Source organism: Nocardia grenadensis NBRC 108939, assembly GCF_001613445.1.
Taxonomy (GTDB): Bacteria; Actinomycetota; Actinomycetes; order Mycobacteriales; family Mycobacteriaceae; genus Nocardia; species Nocardia grenadensis.
In genome coordinates this window covers 526,632-540,606 of record NZ_BDCJ01000003.1, presented here as the reverse complement: position 1 = coordinate 540,606, position 13,975 = coordinate 526,632, and the positions used below count along the sequence as shown (strand labels likewise).

Genomic DNA, 13,975 nt, shown 5'->3' with positions numbered 1-13,975 from the left:
TCATCCGCACGCGCCGCACTCCGCAGCGATGTGAATAGCCGGTGCCGCGGTGGGTACGCGCGAGCTGTCGCCGCACTTCCGAGTCGGCCCTCGCAGGGAGGACGTCACTCGATATGACAGGTTCGGACACCACTGACCGGCAGCCGCGTGTACGTACCGAGTGGCCGCTGGACGCGTTGCGCACCGAGCTCACCGAGCGGGTGGCCGGGGAGGTGCGGTTCGACTCCGGTAGTCGCGCGGCCTACTCCACCGACGCCTCCAACTATCGTGCGGTCCCGATCGGTGTGGTGGTGCCACGCACGCCCGAGGACGCCGCCCTCGCGATCGGTGTCTGCAGTGCCCACGATGTGCCGGTGGTCTCGCGCGGTGGTGGCACCAGCCTGGCCGGCCAGAGTTGTAATACCGCCGTGGTCATCGACTGGAGCAAGTACTGCACCCGGGTGGTGTCGATGGACCGGGACGCCGGCACGGTCGTGATCGAACCGGGTATCGCGCTGGACCGGCTCAACACCCAACTCGCGGAGACCGGCCTGATGGTCGGGCCGAAACCCTCGACCCATGTCAGCTGCACCCTCGGCGGCATGATCGGCAACAACTCCTGCGGCTCCACCGCGCAGGCCTACGGCAAAACCGTCGATGCCGTACGGCGTCTTGAAATTCGCACCTACGACGGCTTCCGCGCCTGGGTCGGCCCCGGCGACGCCGTGGAAACCGATGATCCGCGCGCCGGTGACCTGGTGGCGCGGCTGCACACCATCGCCGCGGACTACGCCGCCGATATCCGCGCGAAGTATCCCCGGATCCCGCGCCGGGTCTCGGGGTACAACCTGGATTCGCTTCTCCCGGAATACGGCTTCGACCTGGCCAAACTCTTGGTCGGGAGCGAGAGCACACTGGTAAGCGTGCTGCGTGCGGAGATCGCGCTGGTACCGCGCCCGCCGGCGACGGCACTGACCGTGCTCGGCTTCGAGGATATCTACCGCGCCGCGGACGCGGTACCGATGATCCTGGCGCACCGGCCGGCCGCCCTCGAAGGCCTCGATCACCGCTTGATCCAGCTCGAGCACACCCGCCATCTCGCCGAACCCGCGCTACGGCAACTGCCGGACGGGTCCGCGTACCTGATGGTGCAGTTCGACGCCGACGACCGGGACGAGGCCGACCGCCGGGCATGCGCGATGGCCGAGGAGCTCGGCCGCCGCACCGGCGCCCGTTCGACCATGCTGGACGATCCACAACGCGAAGCCGAACTGTGGGCGGCCCGCGAAGCCGGACTCGGCGCGACCGCCTATCCGCCGCGCGGGGCCGAAACCCACGAGGGGTGGGAGGACGCCGCGGTGCCGCCGGAGCGGCTCGGCGGGTATCTGCGTGATTTCGATCGGTTGCTGACCCGGTTCGGGTACGAATCGTCCTCGCTGTACGGGCATTTCGGGCACGGCTGTGTGCACACCCGTATTCCGTTCGATCTGCGCACCGCCGCGGGAATCGCGAACTACCGCGCGTTCGCCGAGGACAGCGCACGGCTGGTGGTCTCCTACGGCGGCTCGTTGTCCGGTGAGCACGGGGACGGACAATCCCGCGGCGAGCTGCTGCCCATCATGTTCGGGGAGCGGCTGGTCGAGGCATTCCGGCAGGTGAAATCGGTCTTCGACCCCCGGAACCGGATGAACCCGGGCAAAGTGGTCGATCCGCACCGCCTCGATCAGGATCTGCGGCAGGGCAGCGCGTACCGGCCGTGGGAGCCAGCCACCCATTTCGCCTTTCCGGACGACGACCATCGGTTCAGCGTGGCCGCCGCGCGCTGTGTGGGCGTCGGGAAATGCCGCGGCGACAGTGGCGGCGTGATGTGCCCCAGCTACCGGGCGACCCGTGAAGAGGAGCATTCGACCCGTGGGCGGGCCCGGGTGCTGTTCGAAATGCTCAACGGTGAGGTGATCACCGCCGGCTGGCGGTCCACCGAGGTCCGCGACGCCCTCGATCTGTGTCTGGCGTGCAAAGGGTGCCGCAGCGACTGCCCCGTCGATGTCGATATGGCGACCTACAAAGCCGAGTTCCTCGCCCACCACTACCGGTGGCGACCGCGGCCGATGGCCCACTATTCGATGGGCTGGATCCCGCTGTGGGCCCGGCTGGCCACCGGCGCCGCGCCCGTGGCCAACGCGCTCACCCACGCCCGCGGGCTGCGGCGGCTCGTCGCCCGGGCCGGCGGACTCGACCCCCGGCGGGAACTGCCCCGCTTCGCCTCCGCTCGATTCACCGAAACCTTCCACGGCTCGGCCACGGCCGCCGATACCCGGCCCACCGTGCTGCTGTGGCCGGACACCTTCACCAACAACTTCGAACCGGATATCGCCCGGGCGGCGGTACAGGTCCTGGACGCGGCGGGTTTCCGGGTCGAAGTGCCGCCGCGGACGGTGTGCTGTGGACTCACCTGGATCTCCACCGGCCAGCTGGCCACCGCCGAACGGGTCCTGGCCCGCACCCTGCGCATCCTGGAGCCGCAACTGCGCGCGGGTACGCCCATCGTCGCACTGGAACCTAGCTGCGCCGCGGTCTTCCGGGCTGATCTGCCCGAACTGCTCGACGGTGACGAGGACGCACACCGCCTCGCCGCCCAGACCCACACCCTCGCCGAAATACTGACCCGGCACGCGCCGGAGTGGATGCCGCCCGCTGTGGGCGCCACGACCATGGTGCAGCCGCATTGCCATCAGCACGCCGTTCTGGGACTCGACCGTGACCGTGAGCTGCTCGGGTACACGGGGACCCGGGTGGAGGTGCTCGATGCCGGATGCTGCGGTCTGGCCGGTAATTTCGGGTTCGAGCGCGGCCATTACGAGGTCTCCGTCGCGTGCGCGGAGGATGCGCTGCTGCCGGCGCTCGGCGGCCGGGCCCCGGGTACCGAGGTACTGGCGGACGGTTTCAGCTGCCGCACCCAGATCCGCCAGCTCGCCCCCGACGTCCGTCCGCGCCATCTGGCCGAACTGCTCGCCGCAGCCCTCGCCGACCCGGGCCGCCGATGACCCGCGACCTCCGTATCGACGAGTCCGTGGAGGTCGGGGTCTACCGTTTCCCGACCCCCGGACCCGAATCCGACGGCACCTTGACCTGGGACGCCACCACCGCGGTCACCGTCGAACTCGGCGCGGGCGAGGTGCGCGGCCTGGGCTGGAGCTACACCGGCCCGGCCGCGGCCGCCGTCATCACCCATGAACTGGCCCCGATACTGCGCGGCCGCCACCCGTTCGACATACCCGGTATTCGCGCCGACCTGCGGCGCGCCTGCCGCAATACCGGCACAGCGGCGCTGGTGGCGCACGCGTTGAGCGCAGTGGATATCGCGCTGTGGGATCTGAAGGCACGGGTCCTGGACGTGCCGCTGTCGGCGCTGTTCGGCGCCGTCCGGACCGCGACCCCCGTCTACGGGTCCGGCGGTTTCACCGATCTCTCCGATACCGCGCTGGCCGACCAGATCACTGGCTGGCTGGCGGCCGGCTGCCGCAATATCAAGATCAAGATCGGACAGGACCGGGGAACCGCTGTCGACCGCGATCTGTACCGCGTCGAGCAGGCCGGCGAGCTGCTCGACGGACGCGCCCGGCTCATGGTCGACGCCAACGGCGGTTACTCGACGGGCTCGGCGCGCCGGGTCGGCGGTGAATTGGACCGGCTCGGCGTCATCTGGTTCGAGGAACCGGTCACCAGCGACGATCCGGACGGATTGGCCCTGATCCGCGCGTTGGTGCGCGCGGATGTGGCGGCCGGTGAGTACATCTACACCTCCTACGACGCGGTGCGGCTCGTCGGCGTCGTCGACTGCCTGCAATTGGATCTCACCCGCTGTGGCGGCTACAGCGGCTTCCTCGAATGCGCCGCGCTCGCCACTGCCCACGGCACGCCGGTTTCGGCACACTGCGCGCCCGCCCTGCACGCACCGGTCACCGCGGCCGTGCCCCATCTTCGTCACCTGGAGTGGTTCATCGACCACGCCCGCCTGGAACCGCTCCTGGTCGACGGCGCCCCTGAGGTGAGTGGCGGCCTGCTCCCGGCGCCGGGGGAGCGGCCGGGCCACGGGATGACCGTCGCCGCGACCGCCGACCCGTTCCGGCTCTCAGTGCCGGCGTAGCCGGGCGGCCAGCGATTCGGCGCTCTGGGCCAGCCACGTCTGCGGAGACCGCCAGTGCGCCCGGGTATCGAAACGCCCGTGCGCGCCGAAGTCGGCGCCCGCGGCGTCGTCGAGGGGCTCCCACAGGTTGCCGGCCCGGGCGGTGTCGCGGGCCTCGGTCTGCTGCGCCGAGTAACCCGTCCGCGCCAGGTACCGGTCGAGCACCGCGGGTGCCAATCGCTGACCGAGCACGGTGCCGACCGTACTGGCCCCCACCCAGTACTGTTTACGCCGCGGGTGGGCCGCGGCGAACACGACCGCGTCCGCGACGACTTCGGGCTGATAGATCGGTGGGACCGGCTGCGGACGGTTCGGCAGCCGCGAGCGCACCCAGGAGAACTGCGGGGTGTTCACCGCCGGCGCCTGCACGATCGTGAGGTGGATACCGCTGTGTTCGTGCAGCAGTTCCACCCGGACCGCCTCGACGAATCCATCGACGCCGTGTTTGGCGCCGCAGTACGCCGATTGCAGCGGAATCGACCGTTTGCCCAGTGCCGAGCCCACCTGGACGATCGCGCCCCGGTCGCGCCGGCGCATCCGGGACAGCGCCACCATCACCCCGTGCACCGACCCCAGGTAGGTGACCTCGGTGACCCGCCGGAAATCGTCCGGCGTGATCTGCGTAAGCGGCGCGAACACCGTGGCGAATGCCGAGTTCACCCATACGTCGATCGGCCCGAATTCGGCTTCGCCCCGGTCCGCGGCCGCCGCCACCGCCCCGAAATCGGCGACATCGGTACTGATCGGCAATGCCCGTCCACCGGCCGCGCGGACCTCTTCCGCGGCGGCGGTCAACCCGGTGACTCCGCGCGCGAGCAATGTGATCGAGGCGCCGTCGGCAGCGAACCGGCGCACGGTCGCGCGGCCGATGCCACCACTGGCGCCGGTGACCACCACATGTGAACCGGCCATCTCGTCTCCTTTCCTCCGCGTCGCGATCGCCGGTCGCGGTCGGTTCGCCTCATTTCTCGGGCGGAGCCAGCCGAATCGCCGATTCCAGCAGCATCGCGTGGACGAATGCCTGCGGTAGGTTGCCGCGCAACTGGCGCTGGCGGATATCGAACTCCTCGGCGAAGAGCCCGGGTGTACCGCAGGCGGCGCGGTTGCGCTCGAAGAACCGCATCGCGGTCACCGGGCGTCCGAGCTGGGCCGCGGCCATCGCCATGGTGAACCCACAGAAGAGGAATGCGCCCTCGGTGGCCTCCAGCGCCCGCTCGTCGTGCCGGAAGCGGTACACGTAGAAGTCATCGCACAACTGCGCCGACACGGCGTCGAAGGTGGCCGGGTAGCGCGGGTCGTCGACGGGTAGCGCGCCGCGGATCATCGGCAGCAGGAGTGCGGCGTCCACACCCGGGAGATCCGGCGCACGCTGCCAGCGACCGCTCGGATGCAATCCGTCACGCGCCGCGGAGGCGATCAGAGTATCCGCGAGCGCACTGCACGCCGGTGCGTCCGCTCCGGTCGCGGCACAGGCCGCCACCGCACGCAAACCGGCCGCACAGGTCAGCCGCGAATGGGTCCAGTGCCGGTTGTCGAGTTCCCAGATCCCGGCATCGGGCCGGTCGTGCTGTTCGGCGATCACCGATACCGCCACTTGCACGGTGCGCCGATGCTCCTCGGTCAGCCGGTCACCGCGGCCCGCCGCGGCCAGCAGCAGCAGGATCTCCCCGAAAGTGTCCAACTGGAACTGGTCGCACACCCGGTTGCCGGTCAGCGGCTCGGCGCCGGGATAGCCCGGCATGTCCAGCGGGTGCGGTGTCGGCACCGGGGCCCCGCCCACGGTGTAGGCGGGTGCCAGCCGGGCGCCCTCGGCGCGCAGGCGTTCGGTGACGAAATCGACCATATTGTCGAGCAACCGGGTGCCTCCCGCGGCGGCGACGGCTTGTCCGGCGAGGCACTGGTCCCGGATCCACACGTACCGGTAGTCGTAGTTCTCGCCCTGATCGGCGCGTTCGGGCAGGCTCGTGGTGGCTGCGGCGACCATCCCGCCGCTGTCGGCGGTCATGCCGCGTAGTACCGCGTACGCGTGGCCGGCGTCGCGGTCGGCCACCGTGGGCGGCGGATCCGGTGTATGCCGCCGCCACCCCTCTTCGGTCTCGTCCCAGAGGAACTCCGGATCCGGCGGCTGTGGGGCCAGCCGGCCCGCGGTCAGTTCCAGAACCAGATCGTGGTGGCCGCCGGCGGGCACGGTGATCCGACCGGTCCAGAACGGACCGCCGGGTCCGTCGTCCGGCGCTGCCCCGCCCGCGCCGGACCAGCGCAGCCGTAGTGGCCCGAGGCGAGCGGTCCAGACACCGTCGTGGTCGCGGGTGGGTTCACGCGGTGGGTCCGCGCCGAACCCGGCGGCCGGGGCGAGCACCACCTCGACTTCGGCATCGCCGTGCACAGCGACGATCCGCCGCAGCAGTACCGCCTGCCTCGACCACCCGGGGAAAGCCAGCGCTTCACGGCTCTCGATCACCGAGGAACCGGCGACCCAGCGCGAACGCCAGATCAACGAGCCCGGCTCGTAGTAGCCGCCCCAGACGAACGGCCCGGTCGGGGCCACCGTGTACACCCCGTGCCCGCCCAGCAGCGAGGCGAAGACCGCGTCACTGTCCCAGTCGGGGGCACACATCCAGGAGATATCCCCCCGGGGCCCCACGAGCGCGCCGCGTTGCCCATCGGCGAGTAGCGCGTACTCCCGCAATACATGCGGTGAGGTGCCCGACAGCCCGTTCACGTCGGCCGTGTACCACCCTCGCCGTCGGATAACCACCGGTCGGTATACCGCGGCGTCGACCCGTTCGCGAGCACCAGGGGGTGGTGATGCCGGCACCGGCTTCCGGCTTGCCGGGTGCCCCGCCGATCATTCGACGTGTACATACTCGGCCACGACCGGGTCAGGGTGTGACGATGGCGAAGTTCCGGTCGGGGGTGTCGAGCAATTCCTTCAACTGCGCCAGTATCCCGGGGTTCCCGGCGACACCGATACTCCCGGCCCGGGCCGCCTCGCCGACATCCCGGCCCGCCAGCAGCACCCCGAGCAGCGTCGCCCGGGTGAGCGCGGACGAGGCGTCGGGCGCGGGCCCGTGGTGCCCGGCGGGCAGATCGTAATGAACGAGCACGCCGTTGCGCAGGGGTCGCGTCTCCGGGATTCGGTGGTCGCGCTCGGAGGTGATCAGAACTCGATGCGCAGCGTCTCGCTGATCGGCCGGGCCTGACAGGCCAGAATATAGCCGTCGGCGATGTCCTCCTCGTCGAGGACCGATGCGTTACCCATCTCGACCTCGCCCGCTCGCACCGTGCAGGCGCACGAGCCGCATTCGCCCTCGCGGCATGAGAAGGGCACATTCAATCCCTCGGACAGCAGCACATCGACCAGCGTCGCCGTGCGCGGCCAGCGGAGCTCGTGCTCCACTCCGTCGAGAGCGACCGAGACGGTCGCCGCGCCGGCGGAATCCTCGGCAAACTCGGCGAGCGCGACCTCGGCGAAGGGGTCGCCCGACAGCGAGGTGAAGGTTTCGGCGTGTACCCGGTTGCGGGGAGCACCCGCGCGGGCCGCCGCCTCGTGGACGGCGTCCATGAACGGTTTCGGGCCACACAGGTAAATCGAGTGATCCCGATGTGCCGCGATCAGGGCGGCCAGGTGCACGGCGGTGGGCAGGCCCTGGACACTCTCGAGCCAGTGCGTGACCGAGAGCCGGTCGCTGTGCCGGGCGGCCAGTTCACGGAGTTCGCGCGCGAAGATTACCGCTTTCTCGTCCCGGTTGGCGTAGACGAGCGTCACCCGGCCCGATCCCTGTGTCAGCGCCGATTTCAGGATCGAGATCACCGGAGTGATACCGCTACCCGCGGCGAAAAGGAGCAGATCATCGTCCAGGTCCGCGGGCGTGAACAGGCCCGCGGGCGGAAGGACTTCGATCGTATCCCCCGCGACCACGTTGTCGCACAGCCAGTGGGAGGCGTAGCCGTCCCGGGTGCGCTTGATGGTCACCTTCGGTGGTTCCCCGGCGTACGGTGAACTCGCCAGCGAGTAGCACCGGGCCACCGAACCGGTCCGGTCGCTCGGGATGCGCAAAGTCAGGAACTGACCCGGTCGGTAGCCGAACCGGTCTCGGTGGTCTGCGGGGATATCGAATACCAGCGACCGCGCGTCGTCGGTTTCCTCCACCACCGCCGCCACGGTCAGCAGGACCGACCGTGAGCTCCGCGGCGATTCGGCGGTTCTCGGCGTCTCGATTGCGGTCATCGCGGCTGTTGCCTTTCCACTCCGGCGAATACGGCCTTCCCGGCCGGGATGCCCGGGGTGCCGTTCTCGACCACTTCGACGGCGATCCGCGCCCGGTAGGGGGCGTCGGCGAGGGAGTGGCCGCGAACGACGTGCCGCCGGAATGCTCCGCGGCCGCGCTCATCGCCCGGGTCGGTGTTCATGAGGAAGAGAGTGCCAGGCGATGGCGCGCACGACAGTGCCGCTTCCGTTGAGCGAGAAAGCGGACTCCTCGTCCGGCGGAGGCTTCCACTGAGCGAGAGGACGGTGGGAACCGCCACCGGCCGGCCATACGCTCACAGCGTCGACGCAGTCGGAGCCCTCGACCGCACGACGGAACCGGAGGTAGGTCTTGACCATGGAGTCGGTGTCGCCGGCCGCGATGCGCAGTGCATTGAGCCATTTCGCCAGCGGGGTGACCGTGGTGACGGGGCGGGACGCACAGGGCCCGGTCGGGTTCGCCTGCCAGTCGTTCGCGTCGGTCTCGCTCGACCCGCCGCTCATCCTCTTCTGCGCCGACCATCGGGGTCGCTCCTGGCCGCGGATCCGCGCGTCCGGACTGTTCACCGTCAATGTGCTCACCGAGGACCAGGCCGACCTGTGCGCGCGGTTCGGTTCGCGCGACGGGCGCAAGTTCGACGGACTCGACTGCGAAACCTCGAAGTGGTCGACTCCCTCACTGCCCGGTGTGCTCATGCGGGTGCACGCCGAGGTGTCCGAGGTGCACCGGGCCGGAGATCACGATGTGGTGATCGGCCGGGTACTGGAGTTGGAAACCGTCGCCCGGAAAGCTCCGATGATCTTCTTCCGGGGCAAATTCGGAATCGATCCGCGCGCAGATCTGCTCAGCGCTTAGGAAGGTGTGCTCAGCCATGTCGGAACCTACGTCGAATCGACTTCCACCCGGCCTCTCCGCTGCCGACGCCGCGCTGGCCACCGAAGAGATCAAGCGCGTCTTCGCGGCCCGGCTGCGATATATGGACACCAAGCAGTGGCACAGGTACGCCGGACTGCACACCGAGGACGTGATCAGCGAGACCTGGGGCGGGATACCCGACGACAAACAACCCCGCAGTGGCGGCACCGCGAACCGCGTGATCGGCAACCAGGTCCTGGCCGATACGATCCGCGCCCTGCTCGACGGTCCGGTGCCGGTGACCACGGTGCATCACGGGCACACCCCGGAGATCGAGTTCACCTCTGCCACCACCGCCCGCGGTGTCTGGGCGATGGAAGACCTGCTCTGGTGGTCCGACGGCGACGAGGAGTTGCACCTGCACGGCTACGGCCACTATCACGAGGAATACCGCAAGGTGGCCGGGCGGTGGCTGATCGGCTACCGAAAACTCACCCGCCTGCGGGTCGATGCCCCGCCGGATTTCTTCCGTTTCACGAAAGCCCTGTGACCCGTGATGACCGAGCATCACGCGGCCCTGTTCCGGCCGCTGACCATCCGTTCCCTGGAACTGCCGAACCGGATCGTCATGTCCGCCATGACCCGGTCGGCGTCACCCGCCGGTGTTCCGGGCCCCGAGGTCGCCCGGTACTACCGGCGCCGTGCCGCGGGCGGAACCGGCCTGATCGTCACCGAGGGCGTCGCCATCGATCACCCCGCCGCGGTCGACAACCCGCGGGTGCCCCGCATGTACGGCGCGGCCGCGCTGGCCGGGTGGCGGACCGTGGTCGACGAGGTGCACGCGGCGGGCGGCCGGATCGTTCCGCAGCTCTGGCACGTCGGACCGCTCTGGGGCGCGATGAGCGCGGTCGACCCGGCGATCACACCGATGCGGCCGTCCGGGCGCTGGGGTACCGCGGGCACCACATCCTATCCCGACGACTATGTCGCGCGGGCCGCCCCGCTCACGCGGCCGATGACCGACGACGACATCGCCGACGTTGTCGCGGCCTTTGCGCGCGCCGCGGTCAGCGCGGCCGAGATCGGCTTCGACGGTATCGCGCTGCACGGTGGTCACGGCTATCTGCTGGATTCGTTCCTCTGGCACGACACCAACACCCGGGACGACCGGTGGGGCGGTGATCCATTGGCGCGCAGTCGGTTTCCCGCCCGGGTGGTGGCGGCCGTCCGCGAGGCCGTCGGCGTCGAGCTACCCATCTTCTTCCGCTTCTCCCAGCACAAACAGCAGGACTACACCGCCCGCATCGCCGAGACCCCCGACGAACTACAGGTGATCCTGGGGTCGCTGGCCGAGGCGGGAGTGGATGTTTTCGACGCCAGCATCCGGCGCTTCGATCTGCCGGCGTTCGAGGGCAGTGACCTGTCGCTGGCCGGATGGGCCAAAAAACTCACGGGCGCGCATGCGATGGCGGTGGGCAGTGTGGGCCTCGGAAAGCCGCTGCGCGACAGCCGGATCGAGGGTGCCGCAGGTGTGGTCGACAATATCGGCGAGGTGGAACGCCGCATCACCACCGGTGAGTTCGACCTGATCGCGATCGGACGCATGCATCTCGCCGACCCGGCGCTGGCGACGACGCTGCGTACCGGAGCGCCGCTGACACCGTTCGATCGCGCTGTCCACGAAGGCAGCCTGTACTGACCCGGAGGTAGCGGGTCCGGCGCTCGGCCGGCGAACCACCGGCGCCGGCCCGCCGGAACAGCAGCCCGGCGGCCGTTCAACGGCCCGCGCGGCCGAGCAGGTCCCGGGCAGCCGCACTACCGTCCAGCAGGCGCGCGGTGCGGCGCCGGATCAGCCACGTGCCCTCGGTGCGGACGAGTTCGAAGCGGTTGGCGGTGACCCGCCACACCCGGAACGAATCCGCGTCGGCGTCGCGGCGCAGCAGCAGCGAATGACAGGTCGCCACCGCGGTGTCGCCATCGATCCGGATGTGTACGGGATCGAGCAGGTGCCCGCAGCCTTCGTGGATGTAGTCCTGATGTGGTGCGGTGCGTACCATCTCGGTGATCGCGTCGCGTCCTTCCATCACCCGGATATCGATGTCGTACACGGCGTCCTCGGCCCACAACCGGCCGACGGCGTCGGCGTCACCGGCGTCCACGGCGGGTCCGTAGGCGGTGAGCACGTCGTGGACAGCGGCTCTGTCCTCGAGGGCCCGCACCCGGTCGAGCAAGGTGGCCACCAGGTCCGCGGTGTCGGTCATATCGATCCTCTCCGAAGCCTCCGGGCACCCGTGCGGGCGGCCCGGTCTCCTGTTCTACCGATATCGCCGGCGGGGGACCTCGAGCCTTCCGCTCAACGGAAACCCGGGTGTGCCGCCACCTCATGGCTGCCATGTTTGTCGAATCGCATCCCGCGTTCCGCGCGGGCCGACAATTCGTTTCCCACCGGTCTCGCCGAGGAACACAGGTTTCCCGGTCCTCGGCGGGTCGCATTCCAGGAGATTCATATGGGCCAGGTATTGGACAGCATCATGGCGCACGCGGAGGAGATCCGCGCCGGAGCCGCCGAAGGCGAGGTGCTGATGCGGCTGCCCGACGCGACCGCGAAACATCTGCGCGACTCCGGCATCGTGCGCATGTTCCAGCCGAAGGAGTACGGCGGTGCGGAAGGTCATCCCCGCGAGGCCGCCGAAACCGTCATGGCTCTCGGTGCCCTCGACGGCGCCGCGGGGTGGGTGGCGGGCATCGTCGGCGTACATCCGTGGGAACTGGCCTTCTTCGATCCCCGGGCGCAGGAGGAGATCTGGGGTGCGGACAACGATATGTGGATGGCCTCGCCGTACGCGCCGATGGGCATCGCGGTTCCGGTCGAGGGCGGATACATCCTCAATGGCCGCTGGTCGTTCTCCTCGGGCACCGATCACTGTGGCTGGATCATGATCGGCGCCGCCGTCGGCGACAAGGACGGTAACCGTACCGGCGCTGTGCTCCATGTGGTGCTGCCACGTTCGGACTACCGGATCGACCACGACAGCTGGAACGTGCTCGGCCTGCGTGGCACCGGTTCGAAGGATTTGATCGTCGAGAACGCCTTCCTTCCGGAACATCGCACGATCGACGCCGATATCGTGCTCAGCGGTAACGGCTGGCGGCACGCGGGCCGGGACGAGACGCTGTATCGCTTCCCGTTCTCGTGCATATTCCCGCTGGGCATCACCTCGTCGCTGATCGGGATGACCGAAGGCGCGCTCGCCTGCTATATCGCGGCGCAGCGGGAGCGCGTGCAGGTCACCGGCGTACCCATCAAAGAAGATCCCTACGTCCTGTTCGCCGTCAGCGAGGCGGCGGCGGAGATCGCCGCGGCCCGGCTCGCCCTGCTCGAGACGGTCGACCGGTTCTGGGACAAGACCGAGCGCGGCGAGGAGATCGGTTTCGAGGAACGCGCGATCGGCCGGCGCACCCAGATCTCCGCGGCGTGGCGCGCGGTGCGGGCGATGGACGAGGTCTTCGCCCGGGCGGGTGGTGCGGCGGTACATCTGAAGACACCGATGCAGCGGTTCTGGCGCGATGCCCATGTCGGCCTGACGCACGCCATTCATGTCCCCGGCCCGACCTACCACGCGGCGGCGCTCGCGCAGCTGGGCGGTGACCCGCAGGGCCCGTACCGCGCAATGATCTGACACCCCTTCCACTTTCGAGGACGAAACAATGACCGAACTCCCCAGGACAGAACTCCGCGGTCTCGGGTATCTCCGGGTCCAGACCCGGGATATCGCGCGCTGGCGTGAGCTGCTCATCGACGGCCTCGGCATGGCCGTCGGATCCGGTCCCGACCGGGATGGGCTGTACGCCCGCGTCGACGAACGCCGCGCGCGCATCGCCATCCTGCCCGGCGATTCCGATAAGGCATTGGCCGTCGGCTGGGAAGTGCGTGACGAGTTCGCGCTCCAGCGGGTGCGCGAAGCCGTGGCGGAATCCGGGCACGCCGTCGAGGTGCTGTCGCGACAGCAATGCGCGTATCTGGATGTGGAGCAGGCCATCGCGTTCGATGATCCGGCCGGGACACGCCTCGAGGTGTTCTTCGGCCCGGTTCTCGATCACAGCCCACTGGTGACCCCGTTCGCCGGACGGTGGGTGACCGGGGCGCACGGCCTGGGCCATGTGGTGCTGCCTTCGGCGAAGTTCGCCGAATCGTACGACTTCTACACCCAGGTACTGGGCTTTCTGCCCCGAGGCTCGATCCGGTTGGACGACGAGGGGCTGAGCCGGGTGCGGTTCCTCGGCATCAACCGCCGCCATCACAGCCTCGCGCTGTGCCCGGCCCCGCCCACGGCCGAGCCGAGGCTGGTACACCTGATGACCGAGGTCGACACTCTCGATGCGGTCGGCCGGGCACTGGATCGGGTGAACCGGCAGAAGTTCTCGATCTCCTCCACGCTGGGCAGGCATACGAACGACAAGATGATCTCGTTCTATGTCCGCGCTCCCGGCGGCTGGGATCTCGAGTTCGGCACCGAGGGCATGCTCGTGGACGAGCGCTACTACACATCCGAGGAGATCACCGCGGATGCGTACTGGGGCCATGATCAGTCGGGCGCCGAGCCGTTGAAAGCGTTCATCCCGACGGCCGGCTGAATCGGCGCACAGCCCCCGGCCCGTGAAAAGCACCGCGACCCTGGTCACGGTGCTTTTCTGTGTCCTCGTC

Annotated in this window: 13 protein-coding genes; 7 read left to right on the top strand and 6 right to left on the bottom strand. The window is 69.4% G+C overall.

Features of this window, described 5'->3' with window-relative positions:
- Window positions 1-113: 113 nt before the first annotated feature.
- The gene (locus tag NGR01S_RS04710) at window positions 114-3,023 is read left to right on the top strand and encodes an FAD-binding and (Fe-S)-binding domain-containing protein (protein WP_063034874.1); all 2,910 of its coding nucleotides are present in this window, start codon (window positions 114-116) and stop codon (window positions 3,021-3,023) included.
- A complete protein-coding gene (locus NGR01S_RS04705) occupies window positions 3,020-4,126 on the top strand; it encodes an enolase C-terminal domain-like protein (RefSeq protein WP_063034873.1) in 1,107 nt (368 codons plus the stop codon). The genes NGR01S_RS04710 and NGR01S_RS04705 overlap by 4 nt, the downstream gene beginning before the upstream one ends.
- On the opposite strand, the gene NGR01S_RS04700 is transcribed toward NGR01S_RS04705, so the two are convergent.
- The 5 genes from NGR01S_RS04700 to NGR01S_RS04680 form a co-directional block, all read right to left on the bottom strand.
- On the bottom strand, window positions 4,112-5,077 hold the full coding sequence (locus NGR01S_RS04700) for an SDR family oxidoreductase (RefSeq protein ID WP_084480358.1): 966 nt from the start codon (window positions 5,075-5,077) through the stop codon (window positions 4,112-4,114). The two genes, NGR01S_RS04705 and NGR01S_RS04700, sit on opposite strands and share 15 nt — an antisense overlap.
- A gap of 49 nt (window positions 5,078-5,126) precedes the next feature.
- On the bottom strand, window positions 5,127-6,887 hold the full coding sequence (locus NGR01S_RS04695; protein ID WP_063034872.1) for a glycoside hydrolase family 15 protein: 1,761 nt from the start codon (window positions 6,885-6,887) through the stop codon (window positions 5,127-5,129).
- A gap of 160 nt (window positions 6,888-7,047) precedes the next feature.
- Entirely contained in the window at window positions 7,048-7,272 is a 225-nt protein-coding gene (locus NGR01S_RS31445; protein ID WP_063034871.1) for an alkyl sulfatase C-terminal domain-containing protein, read from the bottom strand.
- A 53-nt stretch (window positions 7,273-7,325) separates the two neighbouring features.
- The gene (locus NGR01S_RS04685; RefSeq protein WP_063034870.1) at window positions 7,326-8,396 is read right to left on the bottom strand and encodes a ferredoxin--NADP reductase; all 1,071 of its coding nucleotides are present in this window, start codon (window positions 8,394-8,396) and stop codon (window positions 7,326-7,328) included.
- A complete protein-coding gene (locus tag NGR01S_RS04680) occupies window positions 8,393-8,578 on the bottom strand; it encodes a hypothetical protein (protein WP_063034869.1) in 186 nt (61 codons plus the stop codon). Before NGR01S_RS04680 ends, NGR01S_RS04685 begins: the two co-directional genes overlap by 4 nt.
- 194 nt (window positions 8,579-8,772) lie before the next feature.
- Between NGR01S_RS04680 and NGR01S_RS04675 the strand changes: the two genes are divergently transcribed.
- Genes NGR01S_RS04675 through NGR01S_RS04665 form a run of 3 tightly spaced genes read left to right on the top strand, consistent with a single transcriptional unit; the run spans window position 8,773 to window position 10,969 of the window.
- Window positions 8,773-9,270, top strand: coding sequence for a flavin reductase family protein (locus NGR01S_RS04675; protein WP_063034868.1), 498 nt, complete (start codon window positions 8,773-8,775; stop codon window positions 9,268-9,270).
- Window positions 9,271-9,286: 16 nt separating this feature from the next.
- Window positions 9,287-9,820 carry a nuclear transport factor 2 family protein gene (locus NGR01S_RS04670; RefSeq protein WP_063034999.1) on the top strand — a complete coding sequence of 178 codons (534 nt, stop codon included), beginning with the start codon at window positions 9,287-9,289 and terminating at the stop codon, window positions 9,818-9,820.
- 6 nt (window positions 9,821-9,826) lie between these two features.
- Complete coding sequence (locus NGR01S_RS04665; RefSeq protein WP_063034867.1) at window positions 9,827-10,969, top strand: oxidoreductase; 1,143 nt, start codon at window positions 9,827-9,829, stop codon at window positions 10,967-10,969.
- Window positions 10,970-11,045: 76 nt separating this feature from the next.
- Here NGR01S_RS04665 and NGR01S_RS04660 read toward each other — a convergent pair whose 3' ends face one another.
- Window positions 11,046-11,531: a nuclear transport factor 2 family protein gene (locus tag NGR01S_RS04660; RefSeq protein ID WP_063034866.1), complete on the bottom strand. Its 486-nt coding sequence runs from the start codon at window positions 11,529-11,531 to the stop codon at window positions 11,046-11,048.
- A 246-nt stretch (window positions 11,532-11,777) separates the two neighbouring features.
- On the opposite strand from NGR01S_RS04660, the gene NGR01S_RS04655 reads away from it, so the two are divergent.
- Together NGR01S_RS04655 and bphC are read left to right on the top strand one after the other, a co-directional pair.
- The gene (locus NGR01S_RS04655; protein ID WP_063034998.1) at window positions 11,778-12,950 is read left to right on the top strand and encodes an acyl-CoA dehydrogenase family protein; all 1,173 of its coding nucleotides are present in this window, start codon (window positions 11,778-11,780) and stop codon (window positions 12,948-12,950) included.
- Window positions 12,951-12,978: 28 nt separating this feature from the next.
- Window positions 12,979-13,905, top strand: coding sequence for a biphenyl-2,3-diol 1,2-dioxygenase (gene bphC / locus NGR01S_RS04650; RefSeq protein WP_063034865.1), 927 nt, complete (start codon window positions 12,979-12,981; stop codon window positions 13,903-13,905).
- The last annotated feature ends 70 nt before the right edge of the window (window positions 13,906-13,975 follow it).

Bases quoted from the DNA above. Each gene is read 5' to 3' on its own strand.
- NGR01S_RS04710 (WP_063034874.1), top strand. From the start codon at position 114: ATGACAGGTTCGGACACCACTGACCGGCAGCCGCGTGTACGTACCGAG.
- NGR01S_RS04705 (WP_063034873.1), top strand. From the start codon at position 3,020: ATGACCCGCGACCTCCGTATCGACGAGTCCGTGGAGGTCGGGGTCTAC.
- NGR01S_RS04700 (WP_084480358.1), bottom strand. From the start codon at position 5,077: ATGGCCGGTTCACATGTGGTGGTCACCGGCGCCAGTGGTGGCATCGGC.
- NGR01S_RS04675 (WP_063034868.1), top strand. From the start codon at position 8,773: ATGGAGTCGGTGTCGCCGGCCGCGATGCGCAGTGCATTGAGCCATTTC.
- NGR01S_RS04685 (WP_063034870.1), bottom strand. From the start codon at position 8,396: ATGACCGCAATCGAGACGCCGAGAACCGCCGAATCGCCGCGGAGCTCA.
- NGR01S_RS04665 (WP_063034867.1), top strand. From the start codon at position 9,827: ATGACCGAGCATCACGCGGCCCTGTTCCGGCCGCTGACCATCCGTTCC.
- NGR01S_RS04660 (WP_063034866.1), bottom strand. From the start codon at position 11,531: ATGACCGACACCGCGGACCTGGTGGCCACCTTGCTCGACCGGGTGCGG.
- NGR01S_RS04655 (WP_063034998.1), top strand. From the start codon at position 11,778: ATGGGCCAGGTATTGGACAGCATCATGGCGCACGCGGAGGAGATCCGC.
- NGR01S_RS04670 (WP_063034999.1), top strand. From the start codon at position 9,287: ATGTCGGAACCTACGTCGAATCGACTTCCACCCGGCCTCTCCGCTGCC.
- NGR01S_RS04680 (WP_063034869.1), bottom strand. From the start codon at position 8,578: ATGAACACCGACCCGGGCGATGAGCGCGGCCGCGGAGCATTCCGGCGG.
- bphC (WP_063034865.1), top strand. From the start codon at position 12,979: ATGACCGAACTCCCCAGGACAGAACTCCGCGGTCTCGGGTATCTCCGG.